21 protein-coding genes are annotated in these 22382 nt (G+C 64.0%); 8 read left to right on the plus strand and 13 right to left on the minus strand.

The genetic code is table 11. From position 1 onward, the window contains the following. Positions 1-60 precede the first annotated feature (60 nt). Complete coding sequence (locus EN786_RS07390) at positions 61-1284, plus strand: MFS transporter (protein WP_127310678.1); 1224 nt, start codon at positions 61-63, stop codon at positions 1282-1284. Positions 1285-1321: 37 nt separating this feature from the next. Here EN786_RS07390 and ribB read toward each other — a convergent pair whose 3' ends face one another. Continuing rightward, complete coding sequence (gene ribB, locus EN786_RS07395) at positions 1322-2422, minus strand: 3,4-dihydroxy-2-butanone-4-phosphate synthase (protein WP_127310679.1); 1101 nt, start codon at positions 2420-2422, stop codon at positions 1322-1324. A gap of 111 nt (positions 2423-2533) precedes the next feature. Further along, positions 2534-3643 carry a chorismate synthase gene (aroC, locus tag EN786_RS07400; protein WP_127310680.1) on the minus strand — a complete coding sequence of 370 codons (1110 nt, stop codon included), beginning with the start codon at positions 3641-3643 and terminating at the stop codon, positions 2534-2536. Between the two features lie 390 nt (positions 3644-4033). On the opposite strand from aroC, the gene EN786_RS07405 reads away from it, so the two are divergent. Then, complete coding sequence (locus EN786_RS07405) at positions 4034-4297, plus strand: DUF1344 domain-containing protein (protein ID WP_127310681.1); 264 nt, start codon at positions 4034-4036, stop codon at positions 4295-4297. Between the two features lie 46 nt (positions 4298-4343). On the opposite strand, the gene EN786_RS07410 is transcribed toward EN786_RS07405, so the two are convergent. The 4 genes from EN786_RS07410 to EN786_RS07425 all read right to left on the minus strand — a co-directional run bounded on the left by EN786_RS07410 (position 4344) and on the right by EN786_RS07425 (position 7405). Further along, on the minus strand, positions 4344-4931 hold the full coding sequence (locus EN786_RS07410; protein WP_127310682.1) for a histidine phosphatase family protein: 588 nt from the start codon (positions 4929-4931) through the stop codon (positions 4344-4346). Between the two features lie 51 nt (positions 4932-4982). Next, positions 4983-5801, minus strand: a complete 819-nt coding sequence (gene fabI, locus EN786_RS07415; protein ID WP_127282527.1) for an enoyl-ACP reductase FabI — start codon at positions 5799-5801, stop codon at positions 4983-4985. 107 nt (positions 5802-5908) lie between these two features. Then, complete coding sequence (locus EN786_RS07420) at positions 5909-6841, minus strand: J domain-containing protein (protein ID WP_135908113.1); 933 nt, start codon at positions 6839-6841, stop codon at positions 5909-5911. A 99-nt stretch (positions 6842-6940) separates the two neighbouring features. Beyond that, the gene (locus tag EN786_RS07425) at positions 6941-7405 is read right to left on the minus strand and encodes an RT0821/Lpp0805 family surface protein (RefSeq protein ID WP_127312341.1); all 465 of its coding nucleotides are present in this window, start codon (positions 7403-7405) and stop codon (positions 6941-6943) included. Positions 7406-7445: 40 nt separating this feature from the next. Between EN786_RS07425 and pdxH the strand changes: the two genes are divergently transcribed. Next, on the plus strand, positions 7446-8063 hold the full coding sequence (pdxH, locus tag EN786_RS07430; RefSeq protein WP_135908115.1) for a pyridoxamine 5'-phosphate oxidase: 618 nt from the start codon (positions 7446-7448) through the stop codon (positions 8061-8063). 16 nt (positions 8064-8079) lie between these two features. Here pdxH and EN786_RS07435 read toward each other — a convergent pair whose 3' ends face one another. From EN786_RS07435 to EN786_RS07460, 6 genes are all read right to left on the minus strand, one after another. Beyond that, a complete protein-coding gene (locus tag EN786_RS07435; RefSeq protein ID WP_135908117.1) occupies positions 8080-8649 on the minus strand; it encodes a hypothetical protein in 570 nt (189 codons plus the stop codon). 15 nt (positions 8650-8664) lie between these two features. Continuing rightward, the gene (locus EN786_RS07440; RefSeq protein ID WP_127283563.1) at positions 8665-9243 is read right to left on the minus strand and encodes a hypothetical protein; all 579 of its coding nucleotides are present in this window, start codon (positions 9241-9243) and stop codon (positions 8665-8667) included. Further along, positions 9240-9833, minus strand: a complete 594-nt coding sequence (locus tag EN786_RS07445; RefSeq protein WP_127312072.1) for a hypothetical protein — start codon at positions 9831-9833, stop codon at positions 9240-9242. The genes EN786_RS07440 and EN786_RS07445 overlap by 4 nt, the downstream gene beginning before the upstream one ends. Next, positions 9826-11151, minus strand: coding sequence for a hypothetical protein (locus EN786_RS07450; protein WP_127312071.1), 1326 nt, complete (start codon positions 11149-11151; stop codon positions 9826-9828). Before EN786_RS07450 ends, EN786_RS07445 begins: the two co-directional genes overlap by 8 nt. A gap of 209 nt (positions 11152-11360) precedes the next feature. Further along, entirely contained in the window at positions 11361-12116 is a 756-nt protein-coding gene (locus EN786_RS07455; protein ID WP_127391322.1) for a crotonase/enoyl-CoA hydratase family protein, read from the minus strand. A 28-nt stretch (positions 12117-12144) separates the two neighbouring features. Next, positions 12145-13914, minus strand: coding sequence for an acyl-CoA dehydrogenase (locus EN786_RS07460; RefSeq protein WP_127310176.1), 1770 nt, complete (start codon positions 13912-13914; stop codon positions 12145-12147). Between the two features lie 327 nt (positions 13915-14241). On the opposite strand from EN786_RS07460, the gene EN786_RS07465 reads away from it, so the two are divergent. Further along, positions 14242-15351, plus strand: a complete 1110-nt coding sequence (locus EN786_RS07465) for a glycoside hydrolase family 25 protein (protein ID WP_127310181.1) — start codon at positions 14242-14244, stop codon at positions 15349-15351. A 16-nt stretch (positions 15352-15367) separates the two neighbouring features. Here EN786_RS07465 and EN786_RS07470 read toward each other — a convergent pair whose 3' ends face one another. Next, complete coding sequence (locus EN786_RS07470) at positions 15368-16210, minus strand: AraC family transcriptional regulator (RefSeq protein ID WP_127283568.1); 843 nt, start codon at positions 16208-16210, stop codon at positions 15368-15370. A 246-nt stretch (positions 16211-16456) separates the two neighbouring features. Here EN786_RS07470 and EN786_RS07475 point away from each other — a divergent pair, with 246 nt between their 5' ends. From EN786_RS07475 to EN786_RS07490, 4 genes are all read left to right on the plus strand, one after another. After that, positions 16457-17923 carry an alpha-glucosidase/alpha-galactosidase gene (locus EN786_RS07475; RefSeq protein WP_127310177.1) on the plus strand — a complete coding sequence of 489 codons (1467 nt, stop codon included), beginning with the start codon at positions 16457-16459 and terminating at the stop codon, positions 17921-17923. 101 nt (positions 17924-18024) lie between these two features. Beyond that, on the plus strand, positions 18025-20109 hold the full coding sequence (locus EN786_RS07480) for an ABC transporter substrate-binding protein (protein ID WP_127310178.1): 2085 nt from the start codon (positions 18025-18027) through the stop codon (positions 20107-20109). Between the two features lie 118 nt (positions 20110-20227). Further along, positions 20228-21235: an ABC transporter permease gene (locus EN786_RS07485; RefSeq protein ID WP_127283556.1), complete on the plus strand. Its 1008-nt coding sequence runs from the start codon at positions 20228-20230 to the stop codon at positions 21233-21235. Further along, positions 21236-22372, plus strand: coding sequence for an ABC transporter permease (locus tag EN786_RS07490; RefSeq protein ID WP_127310179.1), 1137 nt, complete (start codon positions 21236-21238; stop codon positions 22370-22372). Positions 22373-22382 lie beyond the last annotated feature (10 nt).

Below are 22382 nucleotides of genomic sequence, written 5' to 3' on the forward strand. Positions count from 1 at the left end.
ATCTGATTTCATACGCAACGTATGTAATTGCCGATCCGTCCCTTGTCGAGGAGCCAGAGCATGCAAAATCCCTATACGGAAATATTTCGAGCCCCCGGCACCAAGGGTTTCGCGGCGGCCGGCTTCGTTGCCAGGCTGCCGATCGCCATGGCGCCGATCGGGATCGTCGCCATGCTGTCGCAGACGCATGGCGAATACTGGCTGGCCGGCGCCGTTTCGGCGAGTTTCGCGCTGGTGAACGCGTTTATTGCGCCGCAAATATCGCGGCTGGTGGATCGCCTCGGTCAGACGCGCATCGTCGTGCCGACCACGGTGATCGCCGTGCTCGCCTTCGCAGTGCTGATCGCGGCGGCCAACCAGGACTGGCCGATATGGACGCTGTTCGCCTCGGCGCTGCTTGCCGCTGCCATGCCCAGCATACCTGCGATGGTGCGCGCCCGCTGGACGGAGATCTTCCGTGACCGCCCGGAGCTGAATACCGCTTTCGCCTTCGAGTCTGCAGCGGATGAACTGGTCTATATCGCCGGCGCATCGCTGTCGGTCGGGTTGAGCACCGCGCTGTTCCCGGAAGCGGGCATGCTTGCCAGCACTCTGTTCCTCGCATTCGGCTCGGCGGCCTTCATCCTGCAGCGCGCGACCGAACCCAACGTGCGGCCACAGGAACATGGTTCACGCGGCTCGGCGATCCGCCTGCGGCCGGTTCAGGTCATAACGTTCGCCCTGATCTTCATCGGCGCCACTTTCGCCACCACGGAAGTCAGCACCGTGGCGATCACCAAGGAGCTCGGCCAACCGGAAGCGGCAAGCCTGGTCATCGGCGTCTACGCGCTCGGCTCGTTCGTGCTCGGCATCATCATCGGCGCGCTCAACCTGAAAATGCCGCTGCAACGCCAGCTGGCTGTCGCCGTCGCCGTCATCGCGCTCACCACGCTGCCGCTGCTGGCCGCCGGCACGGTACCGCTGCTGGCGCTTGCCGTGTTCGTCAGCGGCGTGGCGATCTCGCCGACCTTCATCACCGCCTTCGGCCTGATCGAGCGGCGCGTGCCCGAAGCGATGCTGACCGAGGGCATCACCTGGGTGACGACCGGAATCGGCATCGGCATGGCGCTCGGCTCCTTCGCCGCCGGCGCGGTGGTGGACGCGTTCGGCGCGCAGAACGGCTTTCTTGTGTCGGTGGCGGCGGGCGCGATCGCGCTGGCGACGGTTCTTATTGGCCAGCGCAGCCTGGCCGGTCCGGATTGCGATCTTGCCGGATGTGAGGCGGAGGCGGTTCCCGCGGAGTGATGTCGTGCGCGTCCGGTCCTGCAAGGGGCCGGGCGCCTTAGAGGATCTCGGTCTTGGCGATATGGATGCCGAAACCTTCGAGGCCGACATAGTGGCGCTCGCGCGAGGCGATCAGGTTGATCGACGAAATGCCCAAATCTTTCAGGATCTGCGCGCCGAGGCCAATTTCGCGCCATTCGCTTTCGCGCCGGCGGGCTTCCTCATGATCCTCGCGCTCGCCGCTCACCGGCCGCTTGCGCTCCTGATGGGCGACGCCGACCGAACCCTCGCGCAGATAGACGATGACGCCGCGCTTTCGCTCGCCCATCGCCTTCATGATGGCGTCGAGCCGGTGGCTGGTGCCGAACACGTCGGTGACGACATCCTCCGAATGCAGGCGCACCGGCACCTCCTCGCCGTCGCGGATATCGCCGAAGACGATCGCGACGTGATGCATCGAATCCCAGGGCAGCGTGTAGGTGAAGACCTGCGCCTTGCCGCCAAGCGTGTCGATGTCGGAACAGGCGACGCGCTCGACCAGCGTTTCCTTGCGCTGCCGGTAGGCGATGAGATCGGCGACCGAGACCTGTTTCAGGCCATGCTGCTCGGCAAAGGCCTGAACCTCCGGCCCGCGCTTGACGGTGCCGTCGTCGTTGACCAGTTCGGAAATGACGCCGATCGGCGGCAGGCCGGCAAGCTTGCAGAGGTCGACGGCCGCTTCGGTATGGCCGGAGCGCATCAGCACCCCGCCCTCGCGGGCGACCAGCGGGAAGATATGTCCGGGACGGACGAAATCGGAGGCGCCGACATTGCCGTTGGCAAGGTTGCGCACGGTGAGCGTGCGATCGTCGGCGGAGATGCCGGTCGTGGTGCCGTGCTTGAAATCGACGCTGACGGTGAAGGCGGTGGTGTGGGCGGAATCGTTGTCGGCCACCATCGGCGCAAGGTTGAGGCGCTTTGCCTCCTCGCGCGGCATCGGCGTGCAGACGATGCCGGAGGTATTGCGGACGATGAAGGCCATCTTCTCCGGCGTGCAGTGGACCGCGGCGACGATCAGGTCGCCCTCGTTCTCGCGCCCGTCATCATCCATGACGACGACGATCTCGCCGCGCTCGAAGGCGCGGATGGCTTCGACGATCTTCTTCTGGTCGTATGGCATGGAAATGCTCGCTTCGCTCGCCAGGGAGTAGGGGAATAGGGCAGTAACGAAGTAGGGAAAAGGAAAAAGTTTGGCGTGGCGAAACGCGACGTAACATATTCCCCTATTGCCTTACTCCCCTATTCCCTTCCCCGTCTGTCCTCTGTGCCGCAGATAGTGATCGGCGATGGCGCAGGCAACCATGGCCTCGCCGATCGGCACGGCGCGGATGCCGACGCAGGGGTCGTGGCGGCCCTTGGTCATCACCTCGACGTCGTTGCCGTCCTTGTCGATCGATTTGCGCGGGGTCAGGATCGACGATGTCGGCTTGACCGCGAAACGGGCGACGATCGCCTGCCCGGTCGAGATGCCGCCCAGGATGCCGCCGGCGTGGTTGGACAAAAACACCGGCTTGCCGTCATTGCCCATGCGCATCTCGTCGGCGTTCTGCTCGCCGGTGATGCGGGCGGCCTCGAAGCCGTTGCCGATCTCGACCCCCTTGACGGCATTGATCGACATCAGGCCGGACGCGATGTCCTGGTCGAGCTTGCCATATATCGGCGCGCCGAGGCCGGCCGGCACGCCTTCGGCGACGATCTCGATGATGGCGCCGACCGAGGAGCCCGCCTTGCGGATGGCGTCGAGATATTGGGTGAAGACGGGGACCGATGCCGGGTCCGGCGTGAAGAACGGATTTTCGGCATCGCCGATGAAGTTCCAGTTCCAATTGGCGCGGTCGATCGACTTCTCGCCCATGGAGACCAGCGCGCCGCGCACCACCATGCCGGGCACCACCTTGCGGGCCAAGGCGCCTGCCGCCACTCTAGCTGCCGTCTCGCGGGCCGAGGAACGGCCGCCGCCGCGGTAGTCGCGTAGGCCGTATTTGACCTCATAGGTGTAGTCGGCATGGCCCGGCCGGTACTGGCGGGCGATCTCGCCATAATCCTTGGAACGCTGGTCGACATTCTCGATCAGCATCGACACCGGCGTGCCGGTGGTGATCATCGTCTCGCCGTCCTCGTCGAGGATAAAGCCGGAGAGTATCTTGACCTCGTCCGGCTCGCGGCGCTGCGTCACGAAACGCGACTGGCCGGGGCGACGCTTGTCGAGTTCGGCCTGGATGTCCTCACGCTTGAAACGGATGCCGGGCGGGCAGCCGTCGACGACGCAGCCGAGCGCCGGCCCATGGCTCTCACCCCATGTGGTGACGCGGAACAGGTGGCCGAAAGTGTTGTGAGACATGGAAAACGCCCTGCCCGGCGGCGGAGCCGGAAGTCCAAAGTGGTGCGGCGTCCCTTGCGCGTCAAAAAGCTCGCGCGGCGCTGCACGCTGCCTTCTATTGGCGTTTTGCAAAGCGGTCAAACTGTGTGTGCGGGGAGACCTGCGCTGCCACGAACGGCCAGGGCTGCTGCCCCACCCTGCCGCAATGATCAAGAGCACGCCGCGCGAGTGGCTGCCACTCATTTCTCGTGAAAGGAACCGTCGTTGGAACTCGCGATCGCACCTTGAGCGAAATAGGTCGTGACGAAGCCAGTTTTACTTTTGACACATTCGCTTGGTTTCTGCTTTCTTCCATCCGCCGTTGAGGACCCCGCCGCTAGCCATGCCGGCGCAATGATAATGAGGACGACGATGCGTACCCTGATTGGCGCTGTTGCCGCCATGCTGATGATTTCCACCGCCGCCGCGTTCGCCGGCCAGACCGAGGGCCTGATCAAGAAGGTCGACAAGGATACGCTGACGCTGACGCTGGACGACGGCAAGTCCTACAAGCTCAACGCCGAAACCGATCTCGACGCGCTGCAGCCGGGCATGGACATCGTCATTGCCTTTGACGTGACCAATGGCGAGAATGTGGTCACCGACATGCAGCTGCCGGATACCGACGCCAACTAGATCCAAGATGAGGCCGGCCTGATCTGAATTCGACAGGCCGCAGCCTTCACAGCCACTCCAGGCTCCGGCCCTGCAGCCGGAGCAGTTGGTCCTGAGGGATTTCCAGGCCCGCCGCCTCCTGTTTTGACACGCCCATGACGAAGCGGAAAAGGCAGCGCATCACGCCGCCATGGGTGACGCAGACCGTCTGCCGGTCGAGCGCGTCGAACCATGGCTTGATCCGCTCGAGCAGCATCTCATAGCTTTCCGCGCCCTCTCCGGGCGGCTGGAAATCCCATTTGGCCGAGCGGCGCCCGCGGGTCGATCCCGGAAGCCGGGCTTCGAGCTCACGAAACGTAAAACCCTGCCAGTCGCCGAAGCTCAATTCCACCAGACGCGGTTCTGTCCGGTAAGCGAGCGGGTCGAGCCCCATTGCCGCCCGCATCAGTTCCATCGTTTCGCACGTGCGCCGCATCGGGCTGGCGACAAAGTCGAAATCCTCACCCTTGCCGATCATCGCGGCCAAGCGCCGGCCATTGCCAGTCGCCTGCTGGCGTCCAAGTGCATTGATGTCGGTATCGGCCTGACCCTGCAGGCGACGCTCGGTGTTCCATTGCGTCTGGCCGTGGCGCACGAGATAGACGAGCGGATACATCAGGTCTTCCGGAGGTCGGGCCAGGTCTGGGCGGAGGGCCGGCGGAGAGAACTATTCCTTGACGGTCGAGATGTCGGGCGCGTCGACCGCCTTCATGCCGACGACGTGGTAGCCCGAATCGACGTGATGGACCTCGCCGGTGACGCCGCGCGACAGATCCGACAGGAAATAGACGCCGGAATCGCCGACCTCTTCCTGGGTGACCGTCTGCTTCAGCGGCGCGTTGTACTCGTTCCACTTCAGGATGTAGCGGAAGTCGCCGATGCCGGAGGCGGCAAGCGTCTTGATCGGGCCGGCGGAGATGGCGTTGACGCGGATCTTCTTGGCGCCGAGATCGACGGCGAGATAACGCACGCTCGCTTCCAGCGCCGCCTTTGCCACACCCATGACGTTGTAGTGCGGCATCACCTTTTCGGCGCCGTAATAGGTCAGCGTCAACAGCGAGCCGCCATCGGTCATCAGCGGCTCGGCGCGCTTGGCGATGGTGGTGAAAGAGAACACCGAGATGTCCATGGTGCGCAGGAAATTGTCGCGCGTCGTCTCGACATAACGGCCGGTCAATTCGTCCTTGTCGGAAAACGCGATGGCGTGGACGAGGAAGTCGAGCTTGCCCCAATGTTTGGCGATGTCTGCGAAGACGGCATCAAGGCTTGCCGGGTCGGTGACGTCGCAATGACCGGCGACATGGGCGTTGAGCTCCGCCGCCAGCGGCTCGACGCGCTTCTTGAAGGCTTCGCCCTGATAGGTCAGCGCGATCTCGGCGCCGTGATCGACGCACGCCTTGGCGATGCCGAAGGCGATCGACCGATTGTTCGCAACGCCGAGGATCAGCCCGCGCTTGCCGGCCATCAGGCCCTGTCCACCCGCCATGTGAGCGTTCTCCGCAAGAATGTCTGCTTTGTGGAGAGCCTATCGCACAGGCACAGAGCCCCTTCAAGCGCTCAAAGCGGACTGTCCGGGGGAGAAAACTCCAAAGCTCAGCCCTTTTGGCGACGCATCAGCGTTTCCAGCTCGCTGTCGCCGCCCTCGGGCAGCATCAGCCTGACATGGACATAGAGATCGCCATGGCCGCCGGTTTTCTCCGGCAAACCCCTGCCTTTCAGCCGCAGCACCTTGTCGGAACTCGACCATGCCGGGACATTGACCGCGAGGCGGCCGGTTGGTGTCTCGACCGCCACCTTGGCGCCCAGCACCGCGTCGGCCAGCGCCACCGGCAGATCGGCATGCAGGTCGCGACCCTCGACACGGTAGCGCGGATGGCGGCGGATATGGATCTTGACCAGCGCGTCGCCCGGCTGGCCCGGTCCCTGCTCGCCCTGGCCCTTCAGACGGATGGTCTGGCCGTCCTCGACATAGGCCGGCAGCTTCACCGCCATCTTGCGGCCGTCGGGGAACATCGCCGTCACCTTCTCGGCGGTGGCTGCCTCCTCGATGGTGACGTCGAGCGTGACGTTGAGGTCGGGGGCCTGGACCGGCTGACGACGGTCGCCGCTCCTGCCGGCGCCGCGGGCGCCGGAGAAGGCGTCGCCGAAGATCTGGCTGAAGATGTCGCTGTTGCCATCGAACGGATCGCCGCCCGGCCTGCCCGAGCGGAATTCGAAATGCGCGCCGCCCGGGCCTTGCTGTCGGCGGAAGCCGGCGAACGGGTCGCCAGCGCCGGCAGCGCCCTCGAAACCCTGGAATTTCGGCTTGCCGTCGGCGTCGATCTCACCGCGATCGAAAGCGGCGCGGTTTTTCTCGTCGCCGACGATCTCGTAGGCCTGGTTGGCGGCGGCAAAACGATCCTTCGCCTTGGGATCATTCGGATTCTGGTCCGGATGATGCTTCTTGGCGAGCTTGCGGTACGCCGATTTTATGTCCTTGGCCGATGCGTTTTTGGCAACGCCCAGCACCTCATAGGGGTCGCGCATTAATCCTGCCTGCAAGAGAAAATGAGTTCATGGTCGCTTCCTATATGCGCTCGCATAGGAAGAAATTCCAGTGGCGCAAGGCGCGATCGGCGACTGAATTCAGAGCGCCTTGAATTCCTGCATGTGCCAGCCGCCGGCGGTGGCCATGCAGAGCTGGCCCTTGAACAGCGACACCCCGTCGAAACTCTCGCGCGAGGCGGTGAAGCGGCGGCAGGTCAGGCCGGCGTCCTTCAGTTCGACCATTTCAGTGATCGAGCCGCGCGACCCGGTGCCGGCATTCGCCCATGGCACCCCTTGGCCGCCAAGTTCCCGGATGTCGGCCGATGAGACGGCATTGCCGATGGTGGTCTGATCCGAGTCCTCATCGCCGCTCGCCGGCGCGGCGGGCGAGGAAGGCGCGCTGGCGGTGACGATCGAGCGGTCGATTTCCGCCTTCTCCAGACTGAAGCCGCCGGCGCCGCAAGCGGCTAGCGGCAGGGCCATGGCCGCGACCATCAGCCTGACGCTGGCCGAAGCGATAACGCCCCTTTGCCTGCTGTCAAAAGCTTGCATGATGCGCGACAACAGGCAATGTCCTCCGGCTACGGTAAGAATTTGGAAAACTATGAGCGAAACTGAGTTAACAACGAGTGACTTTACCGAAGCTGCGGAGCCGTTCCGGCTGTTTGCCGCCTGGTTGGAGGACGCGACCAGGAGCGAGCCCAACGACCCCAACGGCGTGGCGCTGGCGACCGTCGATGCCGATGGCATGCCTGACGTGCGGATGGTGCTGCTGAAAGGGTTCGATGAAGGCGGTTTCGTCTTCTACACGAATTTCGAAAGCGCCAAGGGCCGCGAAATTCTAGGCAGCATGAAGGCGGCGATGTGCTTCCACTGGAAGTCGCTGCGCCGGCAGGTGCGCGTGCGCGGCTCGGTGGAGATCGTCAGCGACGCCGAGGCCGACGCCTACTACGCGACGCGGCCGCGCGGCAGCCGCATCGGCGCCTGGGCCTCGAAACAGTCACGGCCGCTGGAAAGCCGCTTCGCGCTGGAGAAGGCGGTGGCCGAATACACCGCGCGTTACCCGATCGGCGAGATCCCTCGGCCAAAACACTGGTCGGGCTTCCGCATCGTGCCGCAGTCGATCGAGTTCTGGCACGACCGGCCGTTCCGCCTGCATGACCGGCTGGTCTTCTCGCGCAACGCGGAAGGCGGCTGGGACAAGACGCGGCTCTATCCCTAGCTGGATGCGCCGGAGATCAATCCTTCTCCAGTTGGAAGAACAGGAAATGCGGCCTCTCGCTGGCGAGGCCGACCGCCGGGCGTATCGTCTTGGTCGCCTGCCTCGGCACCAGGAACGTCTCACGCAAATTCAACGTATCGCCGCGTCTGGCGCCGGAGAAGATCGCCGACACGCAGGTGTGGACATCGCCCGGCGCTTTCAGCGACACCACCGATGTCGGCGACCAGCGCCGGCCTTCGGCATCGATCAGCATCACCTTGCACCCAAGCCAGAGTTTCTGGAGATCGGGATCGCCAACCTTTACGGAGAAGTCGGCCAGCACCGGCACCGACTCCGGCGGCAGGTTCGACATGCCGAAGGCGCCCCGCAGATCGGTCAGTTTCCAGTCGCTGCCACCGAAATGCGCGCTCTGTCCCCAGGCGACCTGGCGCGGAAACAGATCCTCGCCGCCAAGCAGCGTCTTGACGCTGTCATAGGCCTGCCCGGCCAGTGCCAGCGGAACGAGCAGGAGGAGAGCCCAAAGGCTGCGGCGACGCCATTTCCGTTCGCCCTGCCCGCTCTCCCAATCCAGACTCCTTGCCGTCATTTGGCGCCATCCCCTTCAGATCGGCTGCGTCAGATCGAGCGTGTCGACAGTCTCGGCGGGTAAGCCGTCAGCTCCGGCAGCAACCGGTCCGAGCGAGATCTCGGCCTGCGAGTCGAGCGCCGACATCAGTTTTTCGGAGATCAGCAATGTGGCATTGCTCACCTCGTCCGGCCGTACTTCGAAGATCAGCCTCGCCTTTTTTGGCAGGCCGGGATCGATGGCCACGGGAAGCAGGCCATCGGCAAAGGACAGCCGTTCGGTCTGGTCATAGGCGAGGCCCGTCGGACCGCGCCAGGAAGCGACCGCCACCGTCGTCGATTGCGCACTTGCCGCAAACTCGACCGTCACCACCGCCCAGATGCCGCCAGTCGTGAACACTTTGGTCTGGCCATATCTGTCGACCTTCAGGTTGCGCGCGAAAGCCACCTTGGCGGCGCGCGCCTCGAAGCCGCGCCCGACAACCGCATCGCCCAGCTTGCCGTAGGCCGGGATCGGTCCGATCAGTTCGGCATAGTGCGGCTTCGACACTTGCAGGCCGTAACAGAGGGCGGTCGCGAGGAGCAGCAGGATGACGTTGGCCATCTTCCGCATCATGGCTGGACCTGCGCCGTGTCCGGCCCGGCACCGACCGCAAGCGTCAGCGTGCCGATCGGCGTCGGATTGAACCAGCCGGGCAACCCGTAGAGGTTGTCACGCTGCTTATAGGTCTTGCCGATGACCGTCAGGTCGAAGCTCGTCGGCGACACCGCGCCAGGCTGCATTTCCCAGATGTAGGCCATGCGCTCCGGCATGCCGGGATGCAATTCCGGCGACAGCGTCGCGTCGCGCATCAGCACGATGAAAGGCTTTGTCGCGGCATCGGCCGCTGTTTGGCTCGCTCGCAGGATCTCGAAATAATCCTTCGAGGACTTTGCCGTGCGGTTGGTCATTTCGACTTGGAGGACGAGCGCTTTCCCGCCAGGCTTGAGCGGCGCGCCATATGCATCCTTCCCTTCCGTGACGTAGGCCTTCAATGGTTGCAGCAGCCACTGGCCGGTTTCGATCCGACTGGTTGGTGCCAGCGCGGGCATCGGCTCGTGCCTTGCGCCGAAGGCGCCCAGGACACCGGCAACGGCAATCGCCGCCGCGGTGCCGATACCGGCAACGATCCAGGCTTTCAGACGCGAGCGGGCGGCCTCAAGCATTTTGCGCCTCGACTTCCGCCGCGCCCTTCGGACCGGTGGGCTGCGCGCCTCCAATGGTCTGGCGCTTCGGCAACGCGAATGCGGTTTCGAGGATCGCGGCGAGGAAGCAGATGCGCAGCGGCTCGACGAGGATGCCGGTCGATGAGTCCTGGAACGGACTGCCGAACAGCAAGGAAACGCCATGCGAGAGAACCTGCCAGGTGTCGAGCTCATGCGAGCCGATGAGGCGCGTCGTGCCCAGCCACGCCCAGGCGGCAAGCCAGTCGACCAGCCGGTAGCCGACGATCAGCGTGACGACCAGCACAACGCCCGAGCTCAGCGTGATGCGCACACCGTTGGCGATCGGCAGATAGCGCGAGCGATAGCCGCTGATGAAGTGTTCGACGAAATCGCGAAGGAATTTCGGAATCGTGCTGTAGCGCGCGCCCAGGCGTTCGACGCGCTGATGCGCGCGCATCAGTTCCTTGTCGTCACGCACGTCGTAGCCGTAGATGAGCGCGGCCAGCACCAGCCAGATCACCGGCAGCAGCATATAGAAGAACAGGTTCACCAGCCTGGCCGTCGTGTCGACGGACGTGACCTCGACGGGAACCATGGGATCGGCGAAGGCGCTTGCGATGGGACTGGCCATGCCGTCCGCCGCGGCCTGCAGGACGGAAAAGATGTTGCGGCTCATGAACCAGCCGACGACGTCGTCCTTCCAGCGCGAGATGACGTAGAGACCGATGAAGATCCAGTTTGTCTCGCAGATCACCACGACGATCTGCCAGAAGGAGCGCGCCTCGCCGCGCTTCTGCATTGCGTTGGCGAAGCGCCGGATCAACCATGAGATCGCGACGGACAGGACAAGCCATCGCGAATCCAGCACATCGAGCACGTTCCCCGCGCTTTCGCCGAACGGCGCCATGTCGAGCGTGACGCGCGAATATTGCCGCACCGTGTCGCCCAGGAACCCCCAGGCCGCGTAGTAGGCGAAGAACGGCAGCAGCGCGACGGTGACCATGCGTGCCAGCCGCGCGCCTCCGCTGGGCACCTCGCCGGAAGCTTCGCTGCGTGCCGCCTGCTGCGCGGCACGTGTTGCCGGCAGGGCAGGCAGCAGCGTCTGGAACATGGCGACGGTGACGGTGAGCTGCGTCAGGGCAACCAACGTCAGCAGCGCAAGCCCCGCCATGTGGTTGAAGAAGGCGGCGCGGGCGGCGATCTGCATGAACAGGTCACCGAACACGATGCCCAGCAGCACCATGGCGACCTGTTGCGGCCAGAAGCGCCACCAGAGTTTCAGGGTCAGCGCCAGCGGCTTTGCGGCATCGGCAAACATGTCGGACGCTCAATCCGTCAAATGCATGCCCCAGATCGTTTCGGAAGGCTGCGTCTTGGCAGCGATGTTGCGGGCCATGTCCTCTCCACCGACCAGGCCCCCGCCCCGTCGGTTCGTGGGATAGGACGCGAGAACCGCGGTGTACAGATCAAAAATCGCGTTTGACGCGAGTTTCGCGTGAAGCTGCCACAACCTGACAGTGTCGTGGATCAGCTCGCTTTCTTGCGCGTCATGAAGGCGGTGAGCGCGGCGCGCGCTTCCTCGGATTTCAGGCGCTCGCGGAAATGCTCGCTTTCGACCTTGATGCGGGCGACGAGATCGTCGCGCGAGCCGCGCATCAGGTCGCGCGCGATCTTCAGCGCCTGCGGCGGCTTGGCGGCGATCTCGTTGGCAGCGGCCAGAACCGCGGCTTCCAGCGCGCCTTCCTCGACGACGTCGTAGATCAGGCCGGCGGCTTTCGCACGCTCGGCTGAGAAAGCTTCGCCGAGACCGAGCAGGGCGAAGGCGCCCTGCTGGCCGAGGATCCGCGGCGCGAGCAGGCTGGAGCCCGCCTCAGGCACCAGGCCGAGGTCGACGAAAGGCGTGCGGAAGATGGTGCGCGGTGTGGCGAAGGTCAGGTCGCAATGAAGATTGAGCGTCGTGCCGATGCCGACCGCGATGCCGTCGACGCCCGACACCATCGGCTTTTCAACCTTGGCCAGCGCCATCAGGAAATCCCAGACCTCGGTGCCGCCTTCGCCGCCGGTGGCGATGACCAGGAAGTCGGCAAGGTCGTTGCCGGAAGAAAAGGCGCCGGGGACGCCGAGGAAGACATGCACGCGCACCGCCGGATCGGCGTCGCCCTCGGCCAGGGCTGCCGACATCTTCGCATACATGGCGCGGGTCAGCGCGTTCTTCTTGTCAGGCCGGTTCATGCGGATGATCTGCACGGCGCTCTGGCGCTCGACGAGGATGTGGTCTGTCACGGTCAGTTCCTTCGCATGTCAGGATGCTCTAGGCGGAAATCAGTGCCTTGCCTGCGGCGGCGAGGCTTTCGGACCCGTCGATGACGCGTTCCTTCAAGGCGCGCGTCTCGCCGAGCAGGTTTTCGGCAAAGAAGCGGCAGAGCGCGATGCGGCCGCGATCGGCAAGCCCACCCTGCGCCAGATAGGCGCCGCCGGCGGCAAGCGAGATCAGACGCAGATAAGGCGTGGCCCCGGCCATGGCGGCATCAGCCTTGCCATCGGCCATCAGCGTCTGCAGGAAGCGTGTCGCCTCGTCGAGATCGGTAAGCGCCCTATCGAGATTGTCCGCGGTGCGGCCGAAGCCTTCGATGTTGGACGTACGCACCGCGTCCGCCATCGCTTTCAACTCGCCAATGTACTGATGCACATGTTCGCCGCCGCCGAGCGGCAGCTTGCGCGCCACCAGGTCGATCGCCTGGATGCCATTGGTACCTTCGTAGATCGGCGCGATGCGAGCGTCACGGTAGAGCGCGGCCGCGCCTGTCTCCTCGATGAAGCCCATGCCGCCATGCACCTGGACGCCCAAGGAGGCGACCTCGACGCCGACATCGGTCGAAAAGGCTTTTGCCAGCGGCGTCAAAAGATTGGCGCGATCGCGCCAATTGGCGGCGGGCTCACCTTCGCCGACGCGAGCGCGGTCGAGGGCATGGGCGCAAGAATAGCTGATGGCGCGCGCGATCTGGGTCAGCGCCTTCATGGTGAGCAGATTGCGCTGCACGTCGGGGTGATGGACGATCGGCGCCATGCCGGAGCCTGAATAGTCCGACGCCTTGCCCTGGCGACGCTCGTTGGCGTAGGCGATCGCTTTCTGCGTCGCTGTCTCGGCCACCGCAACGCCTTGCATGCCGACGGCAAGCCTCGCATTGTTCATCATAGTGAACATGCAGGCCAGGCCCTTGTTCTCCTCGCCGATCAGCCAGCCGATGGCACCGGGAGTCGTGCCCTGAAAACCGTCGCCATAGATCATGGTGCAGGTCGGCGAGGCGTGGATGCCGAGCTTGTGCTCGAGGCCGGAGCAGAAAACGTCGTTGCGGGCGCCGAGAGCGCCATCGTCGCCGACCAGGAATTTCGGCACCAGGAACAGCGAAATGCCGCGCGTGCCGGCCGGCGCGTCGGACAGCCGCGCCAGCACCAGATGGACGATGTTGTCGGTGAAGTCGTGCTCGCCATAGGTGATGAAGATCTTCTGGCCGAAGATGCGGTAGGTGCCGTCACCGGCAGGTTCGGCGCGCGTGCGCAGCGCGGCGAGGTCGGAACCCGCCTGCGGCTCGGTCAGGTTCATCGTGCCCATCCACTCGCCGGAAACGAGCTTGGCCAGATATTTTTCCTTCAGTGCCTCGGAGGCGTGCTTGTCGAGCGCCTCGACCGCGCCCATGCTCAGCGTCGGGCCGATGCCGAAAGCCATGGCGGCGGAGTTCCACATTTCGAGCGCGGCGACGGCCAGCATGGTCGGCAGGCCCTGGCCGCCGAATTCCTCCGGCCCTGACAGCGCGTTCCAGCCGCCGTCGATCCAGCGCCGGTAGAGTTCCTTCCAGCCGGGGGGCATGGTGACGGCCGCGTCCCGCAGCACCGCGCCATGCTCGTCGCCGATCTTGTAGAGCGGCGCCACCTCCTCGCTGGCGAAGCGGCCGGCTTCGGCCAGGATGGCGTCGACAATATCCTCGCCGAGATCGCCGAACGTGCCGGCGTCCAGCGCAGGCTTGAGACCGGCGACATGCTTCAGCGTGAACGAAATGTCCTTGACGGGTGCCTTATACATGCCGCTTGCTCCTCCGCTGCCTCAGCCGCTTGATCGTAGGACTCTGGCCGATGCAAAACCATCCGCCTTTGGGCGGCCTCCAATCTTCTTTTTACGTAAACGTCAAACTTTGTCACGTGGATTTTGCAATCGCAACGACACCCCGCAGCAGCCCAGCGGCCCGATGGGTTCGATGTTTCGTCGCTCTTTTGCCGCAAAGAGTCTCATTGGTTTTGAAAGCACTTCCTTAACCATAGCGGTTCAGGATCGATGCCTGGTCAGTGGGGACAACCCTGATTGAAAGAGCCGGCGCGCCCTCTTCGCCGCCTGGCACTTCTCGCGGCTGCGATGGTGCTCGGCACGGCGGCACAGGCCTCGGATTTCTCCGAGCCGTGGAAGAACGCTGACCGCGCGCTGGTCATCGACGCCTACGAATACAATTCCATCGACTGGGCCGAGCTTGCCACCGACAAGCGCATCGTCGGTTTCATCAACAAGGCCTCCGACGGGCTGCCGCCGGCCTATTTCTGTTCGGGCGACGAGACCGAGGTCCGGCTCTGCAAGGCGTTGTGGAAGCGCTTCGCGGTGACGCGCGAACTGTTTCAGACGCGCAAGGTGGTGGCCAAGGCGCTCGGCCTGAAATGGGGCGCCTATCACCTTGCCCGCCCCGGCAACCCGGTCGAGCAGGCCAATAACTTCATCGATTTCGCCGAACCGGCGCCGGACGACCTCGTTGCCCTCGATATCGAAGGCAACGATCCGACGCAGTGGATGTCGCTGGAGGATGCCGAGGAGTTCGTGCGCCAGGTGCATCGGCGCCTTGGCCGCTTCCCGGTGCTCTACACCAACGGCAGGACTGCGCAATTTATCGCCGACAACCGCTATCAGTACCGGCTCCTGTCGCGGCTGCCGCTCTGGTATGCGCGCTACAAGCCCGACATCGAGGTGCATTTTCCGATGGGCAACTGGCAGGGCTACGCACTCTGGCAGTTTTCGGCACACACCAATTGCGGCCGCTTCAAATGCCCCTACCGCGTGCCGGGCACGCCCAACGACATCGACGTCTCCGTCGCACCGATGAATGCCGACCGGTTGCGCCAGCAATGGGCCTTTGGCGGCCTGATCGACGTGCCGTCCGACTATCTCGCCTCGATCCCGGTGCCGGTCTCGCGCGAGGCCGGGCTCGCCGGCAAATTCACCATCACCTATGCCGATGTCGCGACGCCGCCGACCTTCGAGGAAATGGTCTCGGTGCTCGGCCAGCGCTGGGAGAAATTCCGCGACGGCTTCAGCATGCCGGTGGTGAAGACGGTGCCACGGCGGCCGCGCTTCGGCATTGCCGAATATGTTGCCTGGAAGCGCACCGAGCAGCGCTCGCCCTTGCAGCTCGAGGCCGCCTTCGCGGCGGCCGATCCCGTGAGCACCGCTTCGACCGCGATCGACCGCAGGCGGCGCTGAGCAACCGGCAACCGGGTCAGCGATGATTTCCCAGGCTGGCATACATGCCAGTGGTGCGAAATTGCGTCGGGGTCGTGCCGTAGGAACGGCGAAAAACCTTGGAGAAGTAATTCGCGTCCTCGAAGCCGCACAGGACGGCGACCTCCTTGACCGGCAGGAAATCCGCTTTGGTCAGCAGTTTTGCCGCGCGCTGCAACCGCTGCTGCAAGACGAATTCGGCGGGCGGGATGCCTTCGCTCTCGGCGAAGCAGCGCGAGAAGTGCGCGCGGCTGAGGCCACTGATGTGGACGAGGTCCGCCACCGGCAGCGGCTTGTCGAGATTGGCGTTGATGTGGTCGATCACCGGCTGCATGGCGCTTTGTTTTTCCGCGAAGGCGTGCGACCCGAAAACATCGTCGTAAAGGGCCATGGCAGCTTCGTAGGCGACGGCGGAAGCGGCACCCGGCGAACCGGCCCCCGTGATGAGGCGCAGGCTGCAGTCGGCAAGATGGTCGATCGTCGTTGGCTGCAGCCGAAACACAGGGCCCGAGACGCTTAGGATCGATTTGTGGATGCGCAGCGCCTCCTCGCCGTTCATCGAGATCCAGAAATATTCCCAGCGATCACCCTTGGCCAGCCAGTAGCGATGGTTGTGCGGCACCAGCACCAGCAGCGTGTCGTTCGCCTGCAGGCGGTAGTTGCGGCTCTCGTAGCGCAATTGCCCGGTGCCGCCGATCGTGTGCTGGAGGACGGTGAACGGGGTCTGGCCGCGCTTTCGCCCGTCCCAGTCATAGGTTTCGTCCTCGCGCACCTCATAGCCGGTGCTGGTCGGCATGGCATGGAGGCGCTGGCGGCCACGCGGCAGCGAGACCGTCCGCATCGATGGCCCGTTGGCGATCAGGTCCTGCAGCACAAAATTACCCTCGAAAGCATAATCCTTCTCTGTTCGTGCCTACGAATAAGCGCATAATCCAGCTCCAGAGAACGGGAATGACCCGCGGTCGAGGAGCGGGCGGGAGGAGAAAAGGCCGGATTTCCGGCCTGAGTGGCATGCACGCCATGGCGTGCGGCCATATCCTCCCTTGCTGCTCCTTGCCTAGCATTCGATTGGACCAAGGTGAAGGTGATGAGCTTCAAAATCGCTATTATTGGCGCCGGCAGCGTCGGTTTCACCAAGAAGCTGTTCACCGACATTCTGTGTGTCCCCGAATTCAGCGACATCGAATTCGCGCTGACCGACGTCAGCGAGCACAATCTCGGCATGATCAAGGCTATCCTCGACAGGATCGTGGAAGCGAACAGGTTGCCGACCAAGGTGACGGCAACGACCGACCGGCGCAAGGCGATCGAGGGCGCGCGCTACATTATCAGCTGCGTGCGCGTCGGCGGCCTGGAGGCCTATGCCGACGACATCCGCATTCCGCTAAAATATGGCATCGACCAGTGCGTCGGCGACACGATCTGCGCCGGCGGCATCCTCTACGGCCAGCGCAACATCCCGGTGATCCTCGATTTCTGTAAGGACATAAACGAGGTGGCCGACACGAACGCCAAATTCCTCAACTATGCCAATCCGATGGCGATGAACACCTGGGCAGCGATCGAGTATGGCAGGGTCGACACGGTCGGGCTCTGCCACGGCGTGCAGCACGGCGCCGAGCAGATTGCCGAGGTGCTGGGAGCGAAATCGCCCGGGGAACTCGACTATGTCTGTTCTGGCATCAACCACCAGACCTGGTTCATCGAATTGCGCCTCAACGGCCGCCCGATCGGCAAGGACGAACTGGTCGCCGCCTTCGAGGCGCACCCGGTCTATTCGAAGCAGGAAAAGCTGCGCATCGACGTGCTGAAGCGCTTCGGCGTCTATTCGACCGAAAGCAACGGGCATCTTTCCGAGTATCTGCCCTGGTACCGCAAGCGCCCCGACGAGATCACGCGCTGGATCGACATGTCCGACTGGATCCACGGCGAGACTGGCGGCTACCTGCGCTACTCGACCGAGACCCGCAACTGGTTCGAAACGGAATATCCGCAATTCCTTGAAGCGGCGTCGAAGCCGATCGACCCGGCCAAGCGCTCCAACGAGCATGCCAGCCACATCCTCGAGGCGCTGGAGACGAACCGCGTCTATCGCGGCCATTTCAACGTCAAGAACAACGGCGTGATCACCAATCTGCCGCAGGACGCCATCATCGAGTCGCCCGGCTTCGTCGATCGGTTCGGCATCAACATGGCCGCCGGCATCACGTTGCCGGAGGCCTGCGCCGCCACCTGCATCTCCTCGATCAACGTCCAGCGCATGTCGGTGCATGCCGCGATATCAGGCGACATCGACCTCTTGAAGCTCGCCGTACTGCATGACCCGCTGGTCGGCGCGGTTTCGACGCCGGAGGAGGTCTGGCAGATGGTGGACGAGATGGTCGTCGCCCAAGCCGCCTGGCTGCCGCAATATGCCCATGCGGTTCCGGCAGCAAAGGAGCGGCTTTCGAAATCCAAGGTCAAGACCCGCGAATGGGCCGGTGCCGCGCGCCGCAGTGTGCGCTCGATCGAGGAATTGCGCGCCGAGAAGGCGGCACTGAAACAGGCCGGCTGAGACAGTCAGGCACCAACGCGGATCCGCCGCAAGGCGGTCCGCCAATTCACCCGCACTGCATAGAAGGCGGGCAGCAGACGTCCAACACCTGGGAGGAGACTATGAGGAACTTACACAGACTTGGCATGGCGGCGGGACTGGCGCTGAGCGTTTCAATCCCCGCGCTGAATGCTTTCGCTTCCGAACCGACGATCCCGCCGGAGCCGGCAACGTTCCCGGCCGAGGGCAAGATCAAGTATGTGGCGCGCGACTCCATCCTGGAGTTCAAGGCGCTGCCGGAATATCAAGAGCCTGACTGGGTCACCGAGAAATTCGTCAAGACTGGCAAGCTGCCGCCGCTGAAAGACAGGCTGCCGAAGGAGCCACTGGTCTTCAAGACGGGCAACATGCCTGATGGCATCGGCGTCTACGGCGACACCATGCGCCATGTCATCGGCGGCAGGCCGGAAGGCTGGAACTACGGCGCCGGCCAGACGCAAGGCTGGGGCGGCATCGATATCGGCCTTTCAGAATGCCTGACGCGTACCGCGCCGCTGTTCCAGGTCGAGGCCAAGGACACCGAGCCGCTGCCCAACCTCGCCAAGGGCTGGGAGTGGTCGAAGGACGGCCACAAGCTGACCATGCACCTGGTCGAAGGCGCCAAATGGTCGGACGGCGCGCCCTTCAACGCCGACGACGTCATGTTCTACTGGGACGACGAGGTCGTCGATCCGAACGTCTCGCCGCTCAATGGCGCGACGCCGGAGACCTTCGGCGTCGGCACGACGCTGAAGAAAATCGACGATTACACCGTCGAATGGACCTTCAAGGAAGCCTTCCCGAGACAGTATCTCTACGCCATGGCCTACGGCACGTTCTGCCCCGGCCCGTCGCACATTCTGAAGCCGCAGCATCCGAAATATTCGAAGAACACCTACGACCAGTTCAAGAACGCCTTTCCGCCGGAATACATGAACATGCCGGTGATGGGCGCCTGGGTGCCGGTCGAGTACCGGCCTGACGACATCATCGTCATGCGCCGCAACCCTTACTATTGGAAGGTCGACGAGAAGGGCAACCAGCTGCCTTACCTCAACGAACTGCAATACAAGCTCTCGACCTGGGCCGACCGCGACGTCCAGGCGGTGGCGGGCTCGGGCGACTTCTCGAATCTGGAACAGCCGGAAAACTTCGTCGCCTCGCTGAAACGCGCGGCGGAAAAGGACGCGCCCGCCAGGCTTGCCTTCGGACCGCGGCTCATCGGCTACAATCTGCGCATGAACTTTTCCGCCAATGGCTGGGGCAATCCCGACGAGCGCGGCCAGGCCATCCGCGAGCTGAACCGCAACGAGGACTTCCGCAAGGCCGTCACCATGGCGTTCGACCGCAAGGCGCTCGGCGACTCGCTGGTCAAGGGGCCGTTCACCGCCATCTACGCCGGCGGTTTCTCATCCGGCACCAGCTTCTACGACCGCAAGTCGACCGTCTATTATCCCTTCGACCTCGAGGGCGCCAAGGCCGAGCTCGCCAAGGCTGGCCTCAAGGACACCGACGGCGATGGCATCGTGAACTTCCCGGCCGGCACCGCCGGCGGCAAGGACGTGGAGATCGTGATGCTGGTCAACAATGACTACACCACCGACAAGAGCCTTGCCGAAGGCGTCGTCGCCCAGATGGAAAAGCTAGGGCTCAGGGTCGTGCTCAACGGCCTCAACGGTACCCAGCGCGACGCCTCGCAATATTCCGGCCGCTTCGACTGGCTGATCAGGCGCAACGACCAGGAACTGACTTCCGTCGTGCAGAACACCGAGCAGCTTGCGCCGGTCGGCCCCAAGACCAGTTGGAATCACCGGGCACCGGAAAGCGGCGAAGTCGATCTGATGCCGTTCGAGAAGGATCTCGTCGACATCGTCAACAAGTTCGTCTCGACGCAGGACAACGACCAGCGCGCCGGCCTGATGAGAGACTTCCAGAAGATCTCGACGGAGCACGTCTACAATGTCGGCCTGACGGAATATCCCGGCGCGCTGATCATCAACAAGCGCTTCTCCAACATTCCGCAAGGCACGCCGATCTTCATGTTCAACTGGGCCGAGGATTCGATCGTCCGCGAAAGGGTCTTTGTCGCGGCCGACAAACAAGCCAAGTATGAATTGTTCCCCGACGAGCTTCCCGGCAAACCCGGAGACAAGGGGCCGATGAACTAAGGTTTACCTCCCTGACGAAGAGAACTCCGGCCGCGCCGCTGGCGCGGCCGGACAAAGCAAACCCTCCGGACAGGCCCTGAGCGGGCGCAACCGGCGAGACAAGGAAACGGGCCGTTCGATGTTGCGATTCCTGCTCACGCGCATAGCGTCGGCGATCCCGGTCCTCGCCATCCTGAGCCTGGTCACCTTTGCCATCATCCAGGCGCCGCCGGGTGACTATGCCGACTACATCCGTTCGCAGCTGATCAACCAGGGCGGCGCGTCTTTCGCCCAGGCCGACGCGCAGGCCAAGGCCTATCGGATCGAGCACGGCCTGGATAAGCCGCTGCCCGTCCAGTATCTCAACTGGATCGGCGGCATCGTCACGCGCGGCGATTTCGGCTACAGCCTCTACTACAACAAGCCGGTTGCCGATGTGGTGGGCGAGCGCCTGCCGCGCACGCTGCTTCTGGCACTGGTCTGCCACCTGCTCGCTTCCGTCCTCGGCATCACGTTCGGCATATGGGCGGCGACCCGGCAGTATTCCTGGATCGACTCCACACTTTCGGCCATCTCCTTCCTCGGCATGACGGTGCCGCGCTTCCTGATGGCGCTGATCATCGTCTACCTGCTGGTCTTCCAGTTCAACGTGTCGGAGATCGGCAGCTTCTTCTCGCCGCAATATGGCGGCGCGCCATGGTCGTGGGCAAAATTCGTCGACCTCGTCAAGCATGTCTGGCCGGTGGTGGCGATCGCGACCTTCGGCGGGCTCGCCTACAACATGCGCGTCATGCGCGGCAATCTGCTCGACACGCTGAACGCCCAATATGTCGAGACGGCCAAGGCGAAGGGGCTGACCGGCGGCGCCGTGGTGCTGCGTCATGCCGTGCCCAACGCACTGCACCCACTGGTCATGTACCAGGGCGTGGTGCTGCCCTACATGCTGACCGGCGAGATCGAGACGGCGATCATCTTCGCGCTGCCGACCGTCGGACCGGCGATCGTCGGCTCGATGGCGGTAGGCGATGTCTATGTTACCGCCACGTTCATGATGGTGCTGTCGGCGACGCTGATCGTCGGCAACATCATCGCCGACATGCTGCTCGTCCTGCTCGACCCCCGCATCCGCCAGTTCGGAGAGAACTAGATGCTGGCGCGCGACACATCACTGCCACCGCCGCCCGCCGAGGGAGCCATCGAGAAACCCGCGCGCGGCAATGAGAGCTACATCGCGCTGGTCTGGCGGCGGCTCAAGCGTTCGTGGACCGGGATGGCCGGGCTCTGGCTCGTCGTGCTCCTGCTCCTGATGGCCGTGTTCGCGGAATTCCTGGCCCCGATCGACCCGAAGGCAACCGATATCGCCTTCGCGCCGCCCCAACTGCCAAGCTTCCACGACAAGGACGGCAATTTCGTCGCGCGGCCGAGGGTGTATGCGCTGGCCGATTCGGCCGATCTCGATCCGGTCACCTTCCAGCCTATCGTCGGCCCCGACTACGAACACCCAAGGCTGCTTGGGTTCTTCGTCGAGGGCTCGCCCTATAGGCTCTTCGGGCTCATTCCGGCAGACCGGCATTTCTTCGGCTCGATGGATGGCCAGCCGGTGCATTTCCTCGGCACCGACAAGTTCGGTCGCGACGTGCTGTCGCGGGCCATCCACGGCTCGCGCGTCTCGCTGATGATCGCGCTGACGGTCGTCTTCATCATCACCATGATCGGCACCACGGTCGGCATGGTCTCCGGCTATTTCGGCGGCAGGTTCGACGTCTGGGTGCAACGTTTCGTCGAACTTGTGCTCGCTTTCCCGCAACTGCCGCTCTACCTGGCGCTGACGACGCTGATCCCGGTCACGGCGCCGACCAACGTTTTCCTCGCCTTTGTCATCATCGTCATGTCGGCGCTCGGCTGGGCGCAGATGTCGCGCGAGGTGCGCGGCAAGACCCTGGCGCTGGCGCGGGTCGACTATGTGCGCGCCGCCATGGCAGTCGGCGCCACAGACCGGCGCATCATCATGCAGCACATCCTCCCCAACGTGATGAGCCATGTGATCGTCGCCGTGACGCTGGCGATCCCGACAGTGGTGCTCTTGGAATCCTTCCTCGGCTTCCTGGGCTTCGCGGTGAAGCCGCCGCTGATCTCATGGGGCCTGATGCTGCAGGACACGGCCACTTATTCGGTCATCGGCACCTATCCATGGATCCTGTCGCCGGTCGGTTTCGTGCTGATCACAGTCTTTGCCTTCAACGCGCTGGGCGACGGCCTGCGCGATGCCGTAGACCCCTATTGAGGTGGCCGGG

The organism is Mesorhizobium sp. M4B.F.Ca.ET.143.01.1.1 (assembly GCF_004792275.1).
Classification (GTDB): Bacteria; Pseudomonadota; Alphaproteobacteria; order Rhizobiales; family Rhizobiaceae; genus Mesorhizobium; species Mesorhizobium abyssinicae.